General features: G+C 67.9%; 17 protein-coding genes and 1 tRNA gene. 11 read left to right on the top strand and 7 right to left on the bottom strand.

The window, feature by feature from the left end:
- Positions 1-80: 80 nt before the first annotated feature.
- Positions 81-815 carry a hypothetical protein gene (locus ACFWUU_RS19600; protein ID WP_380177184.1) on the top strand — a complete coding sequence of 245 codons (735 nt, stop codon included), beginning with the start codon at positions 81-83 and terminating at the stop codon, positions 813-815.
- On the opposite strand, the gene ACFWUU_RS19605 is transcribed toward ACFWUU_RS19600, so the two are convergent.
- Positions 802-1653 (bottom strand): arylamine N-acetyltransferase, encoded by an 852-nt coding sequence (locus ACFWUU_RS19605; protein WP_380177185.1) that lies wholly within the window; start codon positions 1651-1653, stop codon positions 802-804. The two genes, ACFWUU_RS19600 and ACFWUU_RS19605, sit on opposite strands and share 14 nt — an antisense overlap.
- A gap of 19 nt (positions 1654-1672) precedes the next feature.
- Here ACFWUU_RS19605 and ACFWUU_RS19610 point away from each other — a divergent pair, with 19 nt between their 5' ends.
- Positions 1673-2191, top strand: a complete 519-nt coding sequence (locus ACFWUU_RS19610; protein WP_380177186.1) for a GNAT family N-acetyltransferase — start codon at positions 1673-1675, stop codon at positions 2189-2191.
- A 29-nt stretch (positions 2192-2220) separates the two neighbouring features.
- Positions 2221-3234 (top strand): lactonase family protein, encoded by a 1014-nt coding sequence (locus tag ACFWUU_RS19615; protein ID WP_380177187.1) that lies wholly within the window; start codon positions 2221-2223, stop codon positions 3232-3234.
- An 8-nt stretch (positions 3235-3242) separates the two neighbouring features.
- Here ACFWUU_RS19615 and ACFWUU_RS19620 read toward each other — a convergent pair whose 3' ends face one another.
- Together ACFWUU_RS19620 and ACFWUU_RS19625 are read right to left on the bottom strand one after the other, a co-directional pair.
- Complete coding sequence (locus ACFWUU_RS19620; RefSeq protein WP_202877811.1) at positions 3243-3539, bottom strand: hypothetical protein; 297 nt, start codon at positions 3537-3539, stop codon at positions 3243-3245.
- Positions 3536-4402 (bottom strand): phytanoyl-CoA dioxygenase family protein, encoded by an 867-nt coding sequence (locus tag ACFWUU_RS19625; protein WP_380177188.1) that lies wholly within the window; start codon positions 4400-4402, stop codon positions 3536-3538. The genes ACFWUU_RS19620 and ACFWUU_RS19625 overlap by 4 nt, the downstream gene beginning before the upstream one ends.
- Positions 4403-4502: 100 nt before the next feature.
- On the opposite strand from ACFWUU_RS19625, the gene ACFWUU_RS19630 reads away from it, so the two are divergent.
- Together ACFWUU_RS19630 and ACFWUU_RS19635 are read left to right on the top strand one after the other, a co-directional pair.
- Positions 4503-5282, top strand: a complete 780-nt coding sequence (locus tag ACFWUU_RS19630) for a helix-turn-helix domain-containing protein (RefSeq protein WP_380177189.1) — start codon at positions 4503-4505, stop codon at positions 5280-5282.
- A 10-nt stretch (positions 5283-5292) separates the two neighbouring features.
- Positions 5293-6024 (top strand): hypothetical protein, encoded by a 732-nt coding sequence (locus tag ACFWUU_RS19635; RefSeq protein WP_380177190.1) that lies wholly within the window; start codon positions 5293-5295, stop codon positions 6022-6024.
- On the opposite strand, the gene ACFWUU_RS19640 is transcribed toward ACFWUU_RS19635, so the two are convergent.
- Positions 6021-6770: a response regulator transcription factor gene (locus tag ACFWUU_RS19640; RefSeq protein ID WP_380177191.1), complete on the bottom strand. Its 750-nt coding sequence runs from the start codon at positions 6768-6770 to the stop codon at positions 6021-6023. The genes ACFWUU_RS19635 and ACFWUU_RS19640 overlap by 4 nt on opposite strands.
- Positions 6771-6911: 141 nt before the next feature.
- Here ACFWUU_RS19640 and ACFWUU_RS19645 point away from each other — a divergent pair, with 141 nt between their 5' ends.
- Positions 6912-8147, top strand: coding sequence for a vanadium-dependent haloperoxidase (locus ACFWUU_RS19645; RefSeq protein WP_380177192.1), 1236 nt, complete (start codon positions 6912-6914; stop codon positions 8145-8147).
- On the opposite strand, the gene ACFWUU_RS19650 is transcribed toward ACFWUU_RS19645, so the two are convergent.
- Complete coding sequence (locus ACFWUU_RS19650) at positions 8131-9069, bottom strand: phosphotransferase enzyme family protein (protein WP_380177193.1); 939 nt, start codon at positions 9067-9069, stop codon at positions 8131-8133. The two genes, ACFWUU_RS19645 and ACFWUU_RS19650, sit on opposite strands and share 17 nt — an antisense overlap.
- A gap of 57 nt (positions 9070-9126) precedes the next feature.
- Positions 9127-9618 (bottom strand): YajQ family cyclic di-GMP-binding protein, encoded by a 492-nt coding sequence (locus ACFWUU_RS19655; protein ID WP_137256674.1) that lies wholly within the window; start codon positions 9616-9618, stop codon positions 9127-9129.
- 82 nt (positions 9619-9700) lie between these two features.
- On the opposite strand from ACFWUU_RS19655, the gene ACFWUU_RS19660 reads away from it, so the two are divergent.
- The 4 genes from ACFWUU_RS19660 (at position 9701) to ACFWUU_RS19675 (ending at position 11643) form a co-directional block, all read left to right on the top strand.
- Positions 9701-9783, top strand: a tRNA-Tyr gene (locus tag ACFWUU_RS19660).
- A gap of 114 nt (positions 9784-9897) precedes the next feature.
- The gene (locus ACFWUU_RS19665) at positions 9898-10839 is read left to right on the top strand and encodes an aminoglycoside phosphotransferase family protein (protein ID WP_380177194.1); all 942 of its coding nucleotides are present in this window, start codon (positions 9898-9900) and stop codon (positions 10837-10839) included.
- A gap of 82 nt (positions 10840-10921) precedes the next feature.
- Positions 10922-11197 (top strand): YggT family protein, encoded by a 276-nt coding sequence (locus tag ACFWUU_RS19670; protein ID WP_380177195.1) that lies wholly within the window; start codon positions 10922-10924, stop codon positions 11195-11197.
- Between the two features lie 104 nt (positions 11198-11301).
- On the top strand, positions 11302-11643 hold the full coding sequence (locus tag ACFWUU_RS19675) for a YciI family protein (protein WP_137258559.1): 342 nt from the start codon (positions 11302-11304) through the stop codon (positions 11641-11643).
- A 7-nt stretch (positions 11644-11650) separates the two neighbouring features.
- Here the strand turns inward: ACFWUU_RS19675 and ACFWUU_RS19680 are convergent, their stop codons facing one another.
- Positions 11651-12139 (bottom strand): SRPBCC family protein, encoded by a 489-nt coding sequence (locus ACFWUU_RS19680; protein ID WP_380177196.1) that lies wholly within the window; start codon positions 12137-12139, stop codon positions 11651-11653.
- 206 nt (positions 12140-12345) lie between these two features.
- Here ACFWUU_RS19680 and ACFWUU_RS19685 point away from each other — a divergent pair, with 206 nt between their 5' ends.
- The gene (locus ACFWUU_RS19685; RefSeq protein ID WP_380177197.1) at positions 12346-15756 is read left to right on the top strand and encodes a phosphodiester glycosidase family protein; all 3411 of its coding nucleotides are present in this window, start codon (positions 12346-12348) and stop codon (positions 15754-15756) included.
- Positions 15757-15786 lie beyond the last annotated feature (30 nt).

Consider the following 15786-nt stretch of genomic DNA (forward strand, 5'->3'; position numbering starts at 1 on the left):
TTCGGCGGGTGAGCGCGCGACTTCTGGTAGTTCTGTTGGCGCTGGGGGCCCTGGCGGGATGCGGAAGTTCGAACACGTCCGTGAGCCGTCCGACACCAGTGCAGGTCGAGTCCGTTCCGGCGACGCCGGTGGCGCGGACCTCGACCCCGGCGATTGCTCCTGCGGCGAAGGACGGGCAGAACTACAAGGCCTGTGCCGACGGCAACTGCGAGGTGCTGATCCGCGGCTCCGCCGTGATCGCCGTCTACGGCGTGCTGTTCACCTTCACCGTCGCCGAAGGCTCCTTCGACGAACGCGGTGGCGGCGGCTTCCTGCACGTGTCAGGTATCGGCGGTCCCGCCCCTCTGGGCGGCTTCACAGGTGCCGAGCCCGCTCTCGAGGTGACGTTCCACGAAGGTGACACAGCTGTCGTGGCGATCCGCACGATCGGCACTCCAACACCCACGCGATTCCGTACGCCGATCGCGATCGCGACCGCGTCGCCCCGGCGCACGACCCCGCCGCCCACCAAGCTGCCGATCTATCAACCGGCCGACGGTACGAACTACGAGGCCTGCCGCGACGGCCACTGCGAGGTCCTGCTGCACCGGTCCGCGAAGATCACCATCGGCAACCTGCCCTTCGACTTCACCGTCACGAACGGTGCTGTGCACATGCTGTCGTGCAGGCAGGACAACCCGCTCGACTGCTACGACTTCCACCTTGACGGCTCGGGCGGAGCAGGCTGGTCGGACGAGCCCGGCGGCGTGATGTACGACGCGAACCTGAAGGCCTACGACGGTGAGGATGCGGTGTTGTCCGTCACGACGGAGTAGTCCGTGCGAGGAAGTCTTCGTACTGGGACCACACTCGGCGCCAGAGTTGGGCGCGGTCGGATTGTGTGTAGTGGGGGAGGGGGAGGTGGAAGACGTCGGCGAGGGCGGTGAAGTAGTCGGCCGGCGTTTCGAGGAGGGTGTTGTCTACTCGGTCGGCGGAGGTTTCGGAGAGGCCGATGGAGCGGAGTACGACGACGGACTTCGGCGTACGGCGGAACGCCGAGGCGAGGCGGACGAACGGGGACGTGGGATCCGTCGACAGACGGGCGTGCTGGGCGGTGAACGCGTCGAGGCTGACGGGTGCCGACTCGAAGTCCATGCCGATGAGGTTCGCGCGGGGATCGTGGTCGAGGCGCCAGCCGTTCGTCAGGTCCGATGGGCGTAGGCGCAAGGTGAACGGGTGCTGGTGAACCTCGCCGGCCTCGAGTGGCATCGGGTGGCGTAGGCCGTCGCCGAGGCCCACGTCGACCAGCCAGACGCGGTCCGGATCCTCGAGCAGCCCGGTGACGGTGAGAACCATGTGGCTGGCGTCGACGCCGCCCGGGCGGTTGGCCGTCTGTACGCCGCCGCGGTGCATCTGCACGCGATAACCGAGCTCGGTAAGCAGCAGCGCGAACGACCCGTTCATCTGGAAGCAGTACCCGCCGGCCTCCCGCGCGATCATCCGCTTCGCCACGTCTTCCGGCTCCAGCGGGCCGCCCGGCGTCAGCTGGTACTGGATCGACTCGTACGGCACCTGGTCGACGAACGCCTCGTGCAGTCGAGTCAACGCCTCCAGCCGCGGCGGCCCGTCGTACTCGCCGACCCCGATCCGCTGCAGGAACGCCGTGGTATCCATGCGCCTTAGGCTAGGCGAGGTGATCGACACCCTCGACCGAGATGCAGCGCTTGCCATCGGCCCGGAGCTCGGTGAGATCTTCGTCGCGGCCTTCGGAGCGTACGGCGAGGAGCCCGCGGACGCCGACCGGTTCGTGACCGAGCAGCTCCCGACCCACGCGGACCGCGAGGACTTCAGACTGGTCGCCGCGCGGGTGGACGATCGCGTGGTGGGATTCGCCTACGGGTTCACCGGGCGGCGCGGGCAGTGGTGGCCGGACCGGATCGCCGAAGCTGTGTCTGCTGAGCTGGCCGACGAGTGGATCGGCGGGCACTTCGAGGTGGTTGAGCTCGCCGTCCACCCCGATGCCCAGCGCAACGGTCTCGGCACCGCGCTGATGACGGCATTGATGTCGGGTCTGCCGCATGAGAAGGCGTTGCTGACGACGTACTCCGATGACCGTCCGGCACCGCGGCTGTACCGACGGTTGGGATGGCAGGTGCTGGTTCCCGACCTCGGCTGGGGTTCAGCTCTCTACGGTCTGGACAGGGGATGCTGATCGCCCGATGACCTGGCAGGGTAGGGCTCATGACTTCTGAGCGGATCTATGTCGGGAGCTACACCACTCAGGCCGGCGGTGGGGACGGGATCGCGTTCGGCCCGCTGGACGGGATCGCGACGGTGGCGACCATCGCCGATCCGTCGTTCCTGGTCAGGTCCGCGGACGGGCGGTTCCTCTACTCGACCGACGAGGAGGACAACGGCCGGATCGCGGCGTTCGCCGTCCAGCCGGACGGCGGGCTCGAGCTGCTCAACCAGCAGCCGACCGGCGGCGTACACCCGTGTCACGTGGACATCGACCCGTCCGGCCGGTTCGTGCTGTCGGCCAACTACACGTCGGGCTCGGTCGCCGTACACCCGATCAACGAGGACGGCTCGCTCGGCGAGACGGCGTACTTCATCCAGCGCTCCGGCACCGGACCGAACGCCGACCGCCAGGAAGGGCCGCACGCACACCAGATCGCGTTCGACCCGGCCGGTGCGTACGTGTTCGACATCGATCTCGGGTCCGACACGGTCTACACGTCCACACTGACCGAGGACGGGCAGTTGGAGGAGGTCGACCGGCTGCACATCCACCCCGGCGCCGGGCCGCGGCACATGGTGTTCCACCCGACGGTAGGCGCGGCGTACGTGATCAACGAGCTCGACTCGACGCTGACCGTCTGCAGCTACGCCGACGGGAAGCTGCAGACCGTGCAGACCGTCTCGACCCGGCCGGCCGACTCGCCGGGGGAGAACTACCCGGCCGAGCTGCTGATCTCCGCCGACGGCCGGTTCCTCTACGGCTCGAACCGCGGCGACAACACGATCGCAGTGTTCGCGACGGCGGCCGATGGTCTGTCCGTCGAGCTGGTACAGACCATCGGCTCCGGCGGCGACTGGCCGCGACACCTTGCCTTCAGCAACGACGGACAGACGCTGTACGCCGCGAACGAGCGCTCGGACCAGATCGCGACGTTCGGCATCGACGACGGCAAGCTGACCGCTGCGGGTGAGCCGGTCAGCTGGCCGAAGCCGGTGTGCATCCTGCCCGTCTAGACCTAGACCTAGACGAGCTTCTCGAAGAAGAACTCGTGCTTGAGGAACGACACGTCGTACTCGTGACCCGGGTACGGCGGGTTCAGCTGCGACGCCTGGAACAGCCGCCAGCCGTCCTTGAGCGCGTCCAGTCCGGTCGTGTACGGCGGCTCGTCGCTGTCACCCGTGGTGGGGTGCGTCTCGCCCGTGCCGTCGTACGTCGACCAGCCGACCACGCGCGCGTCGAGCGCGGAGGAGGCCAGGTAGAGGACCAGCACCTGCTGGCGCAGACCAGTCTGGACCGGGGTCTCTGCTGTGGCGGTCATACCATCTCCCTCTTGACCTTGGCGTGCGGGTTGTTGGCGCGGTCGGTCACGACACGCTGCGGCCGGTTCGAGACCCGGGTGACCCAGTAGTTCGGGTCGTACGTGTCGTCTCCGCTGATCGCGCGCCACAGCATGATGCGGTTGTACCGCTCCAGCCGCCCGGTCGCGTTCTCGTACCACGGGAAGTTCTGCTCGAGCTCGGCCGCGACGGCGTCGTCGTACAGGTCGTCGGTGTTCCAGAGCCGGACCTGCCGGACGGTCGGGTTGAACCGGATCTTGAACATGTAGCGGTCCAGGTCGCTGTCGTTCTTGCGGCCGCCGTGCCAGATGCCGTGGTGCAGGAACTGGACGGTGCCGGCCGGGCAGACCAGACGGGTCTGGCCGAGCAGGTTCTGGTAGCGGCCGGTGTCGGACTCGTTGGTCCGGCGCAGGTGGCTGCCGGGAACGCTGAGCGTGCCGCCCATCTCGAGCGTCACGTCCTGCGGGTAGTACATGAGTTGTACGTCGAACGCGTCGGTGCGGACGTCGATGATCGCGTCACCGTGCAGGTTCTGCGCCTCGCCCTCGTGCGCCTTGCGGATGTGGACGGCGTGGTGGTCGACGGTCGGCTCGGGACCGACCAGGCTGTGGATGGCGCCGGCGACCTCCGGCAACTGCACCAGTCGCTCGACGAACTCGCTGTCCGCGAACGCCTCCGACAGCGGGGTGCCGTACGGAACCCCCGGGATGCCGTTCTTCAGGACCTCGATCGCCTGCTGGTTCATGTCGTCCGGTACGACGGCATCCATCCGGAGCGCGCCGGTGGCCACGAACTGCGCCATCTGTACCGAGGTGAGCAGGTGCTTGCGATGCGGATGGGGCATCAAGACTCCCTGGTGGATAGTGGTTACTACTCCTCCAGCGTAAGTTTGGACAGCGCTGTCTCGCGTGGGCTGTGATCACCACTAGTGGTAATTTCTCACCATGATCGAGCTGCAGCTGGCAACTCCGCCCGAGGTGCTGAACGTCGGTGCGGGGATCCACGGCGTGCGCAAGCGCCGGGACGTCTTCCGCCTGCCGGACCTCTGGCAGCTGCACCTGTACAACTACACAGCCGAGCTCACGCTGGACGGGACCGCCTACACCGTGGCTCCTGGCTATGTCTCGATCACACCTGCCGGTGCCTCGGTGCAGTTCGACTACCTGGGCCGTTCGGAACACCTCTACGCACACTTCCGGCCGCGTGCGTCCGGCTCGCCGTCACACGTCCCCGCCGTGCAGGACGCCACCACGATCGCGCCTTTGCTCTCCACGCTGCTGCGGTCCGCCATCGAGTCCTCCCCGTCCGGCTCCGGCCGTACCACTGCCGAGGTCTGGACCGCTCTCTGGCGCATCGCCGAACTCACGCCGGCCACAACCGAGACCGGACACCCGGCTGTCGCCGCAGCCATCGCCTACATCGAGGCGAACCTCGCCCAACCCCTGACCGTGCCCGCGCTGGCCCGGCTGGCCCGCGTCTCGCACAACCACCTCACCCGCCTCTTCCAGCACGAGACCGGTCAGACGGTGATCGCCTACATTCGCACCCGCCGGATGAACCGAGCTCGCCACCTCCTGGTCTCGTCCACGCTGTCCATCCCCGCGGTGGCCGCCTCGGTCGGAGTCCCCGACCTGCAGGCGTTCAACAAGACCTGTCGCCGGGAGCTCGGCGCATCGCCGCGCGGGGTGCGTAATGCGGTAGCCGGGGTCGGAGCAGCGGGCTAGCGTTCCGAGCATGTACGAACTGATCCCGGCCGCCGACGGCCCGCAGTACGACGAAGAGGCCGAGCGGCGCTTCGTCGAGGAGTGGCCGGAGTTCATCTTCCACGACGAAGGCGTCACGCCGTACCGGGATCGGCGGGTGCAGTACTTCCCGGACTGGGAGTTCTACCTGGTGTCGGACGAGCGGCTGATCGGGGGCTGCTGGGGTGTTCCGATCGCGTGGGACGGAACGGTCGGCGATCTGCCCGGTGGGTTCACGGACTCGCTGGCGCGGTCGGTGACGTCGTACGAGCAGGGCGTCGTACCGAACACGTTCGTGCTGATGGCGGCCGCCGTGCGCTCCGACGAACAGGGCCAGGGCCACGCGGGCCGTGTCATCACCGCCGTCCGCGAGCGGGCGATCGCCCGCGGCCTCGGCCAGGTGATCGCGCCCGTCCGCCCTACCCTGAAGTCGAGCTATCCGCTCACCCCGATCGAGACCTTCATGCACTGGACTCGTGACGACGGCCTGCCGCTGGACCCGTGGCTTCGCACGCACGTCCGCCTGGGCGCCACCTTGCTGGCACCGGCCACCGCGTCCCAGACGATGACGGGCACTGTCGCCGACTGGGAGAAGTGGACCAAGATGCTGTTCCCGTCGACCGGCATCTACACGATTCCGGCGGGCCTGACGACTTTGACCATCGACCGCGAGGCCGACCTCGGCACGTACGTCGAACCGAACGTGTGGATGCGGCACGCCTAGGCCGAGACGGCGACCGGGAACGCTGTAGCGACGGCAGCGGTTCGGCTGTTCACGCCGAGGCGCTCGTAGATGTTCTCCAGGTGCTTGCGAACGGTGCCTTCGGCAACGAACAGCCGGCGGGCGATCTGCGTGTTGGTGTGCCCGGCGGCGACCAGGCGTAGCAACTCCCACTGGCGGCTGGTCAGCTCAGGGATACCGGCGCGGCGGCGCTCCAGGTCGCGACGGATCTCGACCAGGTGCGGCCGGAGCAGCTGAAGCATCAACCGCTCACGCTCGGAGAAACCTGGCCCGGTGGTCCGGAACAGGAGCATCCGGCGGTCCTCGCCGTCGTGCTCCGGGAGCGGCACCACGATCTCGCTGCGTACTCCGTTCATCCGGTCCCACAGGCCGGCCTCGCTGTTCACCAGTTGACGCATGGACAGGTAGTCGGACGTCATCCAGACGCTTTCGTGGTCACCGGTCCGCTGCGGCCGGCTGCACGTCTTGTGCCGCCAGAACAACCGCCAGAACAGCTCGTCGCAGTCGTCGTCCAGACCCGGAGGCACGCTGGTCAGCTCCTCCAGACCGATGAAGACGCGATCGTGCGGCCGGCTCACCTGGAACGTGACGTCGTCGGCGGGGATCAGCTCGTGGAGCGCGCGAAGTACGTCCCGCGGAAACTCCTGGCCGGCGCTGTCCCATCGCTGGTGATCGACGACGTCGAGCATGCGGCGTAGATCGCGTTCGGTGACGGTCAATTGCTCCATGACTGCCCTCCCCCTGAATTCAGCCTAGGCCCGATCCGCTACCGGGCAATACGTCGAACTGCGTATGGCACGCGCGGACCCGGCGCGGCGACGGTGGATGAGGGGCGGCATCGCGCCGCCCGTTCTCGGGAAGGAACGACCGTGAAACTGCTGACTCGCCGGCTTGCGTTGCTGCTGACTGGATCGTTGGTTCTGACCGGGGTCGGTCTGTCGCCGCCGCCGAGTTCGGCGGGTGTGAGCGATGCTGCGCCGGTGCTTGATTGGAGTCGGTACGCGACGCAGGCGATCGTGGCCGGGCGGCCGCCGGCCAGCTCGGAGGTGTTGCTCGGGATCGTGCACGTTGCGATCGCGGATACCGTGGCTGGGCTCGGATACGGTCGGCCGTTCAAGTTCGCCGTACGGACGGATCGTCGGGCGTCTCCGGCGGCGGCGGTTGCTACGGCGGCGTACGACGTACTGCGGGCTCGCGTGCCTAATGCGGCTGGGCTGGACTCGACGTACGCCGACTATCTGGCGCGGGTGCCGTCTGGGGCGGCGAAGGAGCGCGGTGTGGTTCTGGGGCGGTCGGTGGCGGCCGCCGTACTGGCGTGGCGTGCGGGGGATGGGCTGGGCAACACCGTGCCCTACGTGCAGCGGACGCCGGGGCCGGGGGTGTGGGAGCCGACGCTGCCTACTCCGCCGGTGGACATTGTGCTGACGCAGGTCCGGCCGCTGGCGCTGCGGTATCGGGCGCAGTTCCGTCCGGACGGGCCGGATGCGCTGACGAGCAAGCGGTACGCACGGGACGTCGCTGAGGTCGCATCGCTCGGCCGGGCGGACAGTACTACCCGTACGGCGAAGCAGACCGAGACGGCGATGTTCTGGTCGGAGCAGACCGCACAGCAGTGGAGTCGGGCGCTGCTGCAGCTGGCGGCTGACCGGCACCTCTCAATGGCTGCGGCTGCGCGGATGCTCGCCCTGGTGCATGTGTCGGCCGGTGACTCGGTGATCGCGTGCTGGGACGCCAAGTTCCACTACCTGTCGTGGCGGCCGGTCCACGCGATCCAGCGCGCCAACACGGACGGCAACCCGCGTACGCACGCCGATCCGAGCTGGCAGTCGCTGCTGAACGTCAACCACCCGGAGTACCCCTCCGGCCATGCCTGCTTCACCGCTGGAGTGGCAGGTGCGTTGCAGGCGTTCTTCCACACCTCACACGTGCGCCTGTCGATGTCCAGCCTGGTCACCGGCACCACGCGCGTCTATCCGAACCTGTCCGCGGTGAGGGCCGACGTACGAGAAGCTCGGATCGTCTCAGGGCTGCACTTCCGTCACTCGATGGTGGACGGCGATGCACTGGGCACGCAGGTCGCCGGCTGGATCAGCGCTCGGCACTGACCGCCAACGCAGCCAGGCCGTGGTCGAGGATGCCCTTGGTCACGGCCAGCGCGTAGGACTCGTCCGGGCCGGTGATGGCTTGGTGGGACCAGCTGATGACGTCCTCGAAGGCTCTGACGTGGCGGTAGTAATGGATGGCGTCGTGGTCGAGGGAGTGGGGACCGTAGCCGGCTAGGAAGGCGTCGCGCTGGGTGGAGGTGGTGGGGCCGACGTCGCCCATGCCGCCGAGCATGAACATCAGGTCCTGCTCGCGGGGCGCGAAGATGACGTCGTCCCAGTCGATGAGGTGGAGGTGCTCGTCGACCAGGACGTTGCCGAGGTGCGGGTCTCCATGGCAGATCACCCGCGGGCCGGACGGCGCCGGCGGGCGGTTGGTGCGCAGGTCGGCGATGACGTCGTCGTACTGCTTCCACACCGCCGCCAGCTCCTCCTCGACCTCCCCCTCGGGTGTCTCGAGGCGCTTGTCGACCTCTTGCGCGATGGCCGGCATCCGAACGTCGATGTGGCTGTGCTTCGGCAACGCGTCCCGCAGCCGGTGCGGGGGCTCCGAATCATGCACCCGCCGGATGAGTACGCCGTACTCCGACCACTGCTCGTCCGTCAGCCCGCTCTGCGCCGCACGGACCCCGTCGATCCACGGCGTGATCGTCAGCCGCTTCTTCGCGTGGACGGACCACAGCCCGCCCTCCGTGGTCCGGATCAGCTCCGGTACGCCGGGCAGGCCGCTGTCCGCGAGGAACGCCGCCACCTGATGGCCGGTATTGGTCCCGGCGGCGCTCCACTTCACGGCGTACGTGTTGGTCGTGGTACCGGCCTTCCACACCTGCGCGGCGACGTCAGCGCCGTACGCCACCGGTGTGAGCTCGACCACCTCGAGCCCGAAGTCCGCCAGCAACCACTTCCGCAGCAACGTCTCACCCACGCCCGCCAGCATGCCCGGCAACCGCCCCGGGAGCGAGCCGATTACCGGGCGTGCTGGTCAGCGGTAGTTGACGAACTGGACCGCGAAGTCGAGCTCCTGGCCCTTGATCAGGGCCTGCACCGCCTGGAGGTCGTCGCGGCTCTTGCTGGAGACGCGGAGCTCCTCGCCCTGGATCTGCGCCTTCACGCCCTTCGGGCCCTCGTCGCGGATCAGCTTCGAGAGCTTCTTCGCGTTCTCCTGGGTGATGCCGGCGTCGATCGTCGCGGTGATCTTGTAGATCTTCCCGGACAGCTTCGGCTCGTCCGCGTCCAGCCCCTTGAGCGAGATCTGCCGCTTGACCAGCTTGTCCTTGAACACATCCAGTACGGCGCTCACCCGCTCCTCGGTGTTCGCCTGCATGTCGATCGCCTCGCCGGACCACTTGATCCCGGCGTCGACGTTCTTGAAGTCGAACCGCTGGCTGATCTCCTTCGCCGCCTGGTTCACGGCGTTGTCCACCTCCTGACGGTCCACCTTGTTCACGATGTCGAAGGAGGACTCCGAAGCCATGGGCACATCCTTTCCGATTTGCTGTCAGGGCCACTACCTGTTGTATCGTCTCCCACGCCGGTTCACGAACCGGCAGCACCCTGGCGGGTTGCCCGAGCGGCCAAAGGGAGCAGACTGTAAATCTGTCGGCGTATGCCTACGCAGGTTCGAACCCTGCACCCGCCACAAGTGTGAGAGTGTGCGGTAAAGAGGCCCGTGACCTGCGGAAACGCAGATCACGGGCCATCGTTTTGTGCCAAAGTTTCAGGGGAAGCCACTGCTGCGTCATAGCGTAATGAAATGGCAAGAGCAGACACAGGCAAGATGCCGAATGACCAGGTTCTGCGCTGGGCGGCCGAGGCGGTTGGCGGGACGAGTGTCGTTTCGTCCGAGGGCCTGACCCGCGGCGAGCACCGCCCTTCGGGCACGTTCCGGCTGGGGATCGAAGGACCGGCGGCCCGGACCAGGGACGTGATCTTGAAGGTCCCTGTCCGGGGATGGATCGCCGCCGCGTGGGTGATCACGAACGCACGCGCGCTTCAGCTGGCCGAGGCTCATGGCCTGGCCGCGCCGCGGCTGATCGCTGCGGATCTCGACGGGAAGGCGAGCGGAACCGTCGCCACCCTGGAGACCTTCCTGCCCGGCAGCGCCGGTCTCTCGCCGACGGTTTCGGTCGCCCGGCTCCGCGAAGCGGGAGCGGCCCTTGCCAGGGTCCACGCCTTCAGGCTGGTTCCGCAGGCCCACCTGCCGTACCGGCCCCGGCCGTGCGCCGTCGACGACCGCGCCGATGAACGCCGGCGGGGCCTGATGCCGACCACACCTTTGTTGCAGCAGGCCGACGAGCGGGTCAGGTCGCACGGGATGCCGGCAGTCGCGTCGGTGTTCGTGCATGGTGACGCCTGGGGCGGCAACATGCTGTGGGAGGGTGACCGTTGCGTTGCGCTGATCGACTGGAATACAGCCGGGGCTGGTGATCCGGGCGTCGATCTCGGTAGCCTGCGGATGCAGGTGACCCTTCAGTACGGCCAGGACGCGCCGTCCCATGTGTTGGAGGGCTGGGAGCGGCAGGCGGGCCGGGAGGCAGTCGGCGTGCCCTACTGGGATGCCGTCGCCGCGCTGAACACGCCGACAGTGATGGACGGTTGGGCGGGATTCGCCGACGACGGTAGCCTCCTGGGCGCCGCTGCCGTCACCGAAAGGCGCGACGCTTTCCTTCGCACCGCTCTCAGTCAGTGGTCATAAAGGTCGCTCGCTCACCTGTGGTGGTTGGGGTGGTGGGGATACTGGTGATGCGGCTGGATTGGTCGTGTTGGAGGAGTTGGTTATGAGCCTCATCGGTGACCTTGTTGGGTATGTCTTGTCGGCGTTCATCCTCTTGTTGATTGTGCGGATGGTGTTGGACTGGACGGGGGTGTTGGCGAATGGGCCGCAGTGGGCTGGGCGGTTGCGGGCGGTTACGCATGCTTGGACTGAGCCGGTGATTGCGCCGGTGCGGCGGCGGTTGCGGCCGGTGCGGGCCGGGGGGTTTGCGCTTGATCTGGCGTTTACGGCGGTGTTCTTCGCGGCGTTGATCCTGCGGTCGATCGCGTTCAGCTTGTAGGAGCGGCTTTGGAGAAACTTTTGCTGGTTGTGTCGGAATCGGGTCGTGGTGTTCGTAGCGTGGGTGGAGGCGGGCGTGGGGTCCGCCCTAGCTAAGGAGCAGGCATGCCTGAGTACCTCATGTACTTCAACCAGCAGTGGGTGGGTGACCACACCGAGGAGTGGTTCCGCGGGCGCGGGCCGCTCGCCAAGGCGGTTGTGGAGGACATGAAGACGGCCGGGGTGTACGTGTTCGCCGGGGGACTGGAAGAGGAGGACGGCCCGATCTACGCGGCCGACCCGACCAGTGGCGAGGTGCTGATCACGGACGGGCCGTACGTCGAGTCCAAGGAGTTCCTGGGCGGGTTCGCCGTGGTCGACGTGCCCGACGACGAGACCGCCAAGATGTGGGCGGGCAAGGTCGCGGAGGCCTGCGGCTGGCCCCACGAAGTACGCCGCTTCAAGTAGCCCGAGGCTATCGACCGTCGATCGGGACGGCTTCGTACGCCGGGATGAGTTCGCTCATGCGGGCGTCGGAGTCGCACCGGCCGCCGCCGGCGAGGTGGGAGGCCAGGTCCTCTAGGTGGATCTGGAGACCGGCGGCGAACGCGGCGATCCAGTCCAGGCGGAGGCCGCGTTGCTCGAGCACGAGGATGGTGTCGTCCCCGTCGGCGGTCAATACAGCATCGACGACCTGCTCGTTCGAGGCCTGCGCGCCCTTGTTCGCCACCGTGAAGTGGCGCGGTGGCTCGCAGGCCTCGACCCGGCCGGTGATGTCCGCGCCGCTGGAGAAGAAGTGCGCCCGGTAGCTGCCGCCAAGCTCGAGGTCACCCTCGAAGTCGCCCAGCCACTGCGCCAGCCGGCTGGGATCGGTGAAGGCCGACCACAGATCGTCGATGCCGGCGCGGAACCGGTTCTCGATGTGCACGATTCCCTGACCGTCCGCTGAACGCAGACTCCCCAAAACCTCAGTATTGGCCACCGGTACAGACTGCCGACTTCGCGGCCACGGCGGAAGTACCAGCGCGTGGTCGAGCGGTAACTGGCCTACATGTTGACCTGATGGTGTCGTCAACGGTTAACCGAACCGTTGTCGAGCAGGTGAAGAGTGGCAGCTCCTGCCATCGCGCCTTCAGAAAGCACAGGTCAACGGTGAAATCTCGTCATCGCTTGGCGACAGGGATGGTGGCCGCCGCGGCCGCAGCATCCCTGTGGTCCCTCCCGGCTCTCGGGTACGCCGCCGACGCGCCGGCCGGGGGTCTCGCCCTGGTCAACACGACCGAACTCGTCGGGCCCGGCATCGCGCTCAATCACGTGAAGAGCGTCGACCAGCGCGGCTGGATCGACGCGCAGTACCTCAGCATCGATCTCGCTGACAAAGCCGTCAGCACCGACCTCCTCACTTCCGGTCCGGTCGCTTCGGGCGGCCCGCTGAGCGTTTCCGCCAACAAGGCCGGAGCGGTCGCGGGCGTCAACGGCGAGTTCTTCGACATCGGCAACAGCAACGCTGCACTCGGTGGCGAGGTCCAGAACGGTCAGCTGATCAAGTCCGCCGACGCCGGCGGCCGTCAGCACGTCGGGGTCAGCAAGGACGGCATCGCGCAGCTGGTCGATCTGGCGGTCGACGCGACCGCGACGTTCGCCGGCACCGACCACAAGGTCCTGACCCTCAACGCGGCCAACGGTGGCGGAGTACCTGCGAACGGCCTGGTCGCCTACACCCCGGCCTGGGGTGAGTACAGCCGCGGCCGCGGTTTCACCGGCGTCACCGACCTCGCCGAGGTACTCGTCCAGAACGGCAAGGTCGTGAGCGTCAGCCCGACGGCCGGCTCCGGCCCGATCCCGGCGGATGGCTTCTACCTCGTCGGCCGCGACGCAGCCGCGACCGCACTACGCGCGTTGCAGCCGGGCGATGCGCTGACGCTGCACTACGCACTCGCCAACGACGTTGCCAAGACGATGAAGTTCGCCCTCGGCCAGGGCGGCACGATCGTGAATAAAGGCCAGGTCGTCCCCGGCCTCGACACCTCCATCGCCCCGCGTACGGCGCTCGGCTTCAAGAACGGCGGCCGTACCCTCATGCTCGCCACCTGGGACGGCCCGGGCGGCACCGGCAAGGGCGGTATCGGCATCGACCGCGAGGCCCAGGAACTCGCGGCCCGCGGCGTGGAGACCGCCGTCAACCTCGACGGCGGCGGCTCGACCACGATGGTCGCCCGCGCTCTCGGCGAGGACGGCGTCTCGGTCCGCAACAACCCGTCGGACGGCCAGGAGCGCAATGACCCCAACGGCGTCGGCGTCTTCGTCAGCCGCGGTGACGGCAAGGTCGACCAGCTCCTGCTGAAGCCCGGCGCAGGTCAGGCCGCGGCCGACGGCGGCATCAAGGTCTTCCCGGGGATGCACCGCCGGCTCGCCGTGAAGGCGGTCGACAACCACCTGACCCCGGTCACGCCGGACCCGAAGAAGCTGGTGTGGAAGGCGAAGGGCGGCAGCATCAAGGACGGCTCGCTCACCGCCGGATCACGTGGTCCGATCACGGTCAGTACGACGTACGGCAAAACCCACGCCGCACAGCAGGTCGACGTACTCGGGCCGCTGAAGAGCCTGGAGCCGTCGACCGCCAAGCTGTCGATCGCCGACGCGACCGCGGCCGATGCCGTGAGCGTCGCTGTCACCGGCCGCGACGACCAGGGCTACACGGCGCCGGTCGACCCGCGGGACCTGAAGCTGGACTACGACCACAGCGTCGTCGACGTGCAGTCCGTCGACGGCAAGCTGAGGATCACGCCGCTCACCAACGCCGGCACGATCCTCACGATCTCGGCCGCGGGCCAGTCGGTGAAGCTGCCGATCACGGTCGGCGTGCAGACCAAAGTCCTGTACGAGTTCGACGACGACGTCCTCGCGCGATGGAACAACAACAGCACCGCGGCCACGACCCGCTCGGTCGACCCGGACGGACTGCGCATCGACTTCCCCGCGATGCGGAACGTCGGCATCTCGGCCAACGGCGCCGCCAACCGGATCCAGGTCCCCGGCCAGCCGTTGCGGCTCCGGCTGCGGATCAAGTCGAGCATCGACGTACCGAGCGGGCTCGACTACGTCGGTCTCATCGACGGGAACGGCAAGTCCCTCGGTGTCTACGGCACCGGACTCAAGGCAGGCCCGGACTACCAGAACGTCACCTGGACCCTGCCGGCGAACACGGTGTACCCGATCTCGATCTCGTCTTTCCAGGGGATCAACACCGCGGTCGCGCAGCAGAAGGCCGGCACGTTCGTGCTCGACCGCTTCGAGGCCGACGTACCGACGTCGGTCGACCTCCCGGCCCAGCCCGACCTGGTCGCCGACCCGCTCGTTTCGACCGACGGCAGTCTGGCCGGCGGTCATGACACCTGGAAGTTCGCGACGCTGTCGGACGTCCAGTTCACCGCCGACAACCCGGCCCTGTCGCAGGTCGCGACGGCGGCGCTCGCCCGGATCCGCAAGACCCATCCGGACCTGGTCGTGCTGAACGGCGACATCACCGACCGCGGTCTGCCGGAGGACCTGACGCTCGCGCGCAAGGTGCTCACCGATGCGGGCTGCGACCTGATCCCGGTCGGCCACGAGCCGCCGCCGAACAGCACGCCGAACCCGAAGGGCTCGACCGTCCCGTGCTACTACGTGCCGGGTAACCACGAGTCGTACGGGCTCAACAACGTCCAGCAGGACCTGACCAACTTCACCAAGGAGTTCGGCCAGCCGTACCGGACGTTCGACCACAAGGGCACCCGCTTCATCCTGCTCGCCAGCTCGCTCGGCAGCCTTCGTGCGTCGGACTGGGACCAGCTCCCGATGCTGAAGACGGCGCTCGACAGCGCCGCGCACGACCGGTCGATCCACAACGTCATGGTCTTCGCGCACCACCCGGTCGACGACCCGGAGGAGACCAAGTCCAGCCAGCTCGGTGACCGCGACGAGGTCGCGCTGATCGAGAAGATGCTGACCGACTTCCGCGGCAAGACCGACAAAGGCGCGGCGATGGTCGGCTCGCACGCACAGGTCGCCAACGTGCACCGGGTCGAGGGCGTGCCGTACACGGTGCTCCCGTCCTCCGGCAAGGACCCGTACGGTACGCCGGACCGCGGCGGCTTCACCGGATGGGTCGACTGGTCGATAGACGCACACAAGCCGGCCGACCAGCAGTGGCTCGAGGCCGACGTACGGGCGTTCGCGCAGTCGATCACGCTCACCGCGCCGACCTCGCTGAAGGCCGGTACGACCACCCAGCTCAGCGGCAGCATCGTCCAGCCGGAAGGCGTCGGCGCCGGGACCCGCGTCGTACCGCTGCGCTACCCGATGTCGGTGCACTGGAGCGGCTCGTCCGGTCTGGCCATCGGGTCCGGTTCCGACGCGATCAAGAAGGCGCGGTACGCCGGGAAGGTCGCCGTACTGGATCCGGCAACCCGCACTCTGACCGCTCTGCGTCCGGGCACCGTCACGGTGTCGGTCACGAACGACTCGATGCGCCCGTACACCGACGACGCATCGCTGGCGCCGGTCACGACCTCGGCGACCATCACGGTCGGTCGCGGCTGATCCACGCGGTTCGTCGAGGCCCGGCCGGGA

This window comes from Kribbella sp. NPDC058693 (assembly GCF_042715335.1).
Lineage (GTDB): Bacteria > Actinomycetota > Actinomycetes > Propionibacteriales > Kribbellaceae > Kribbella > Kribbella jiaozuonensis.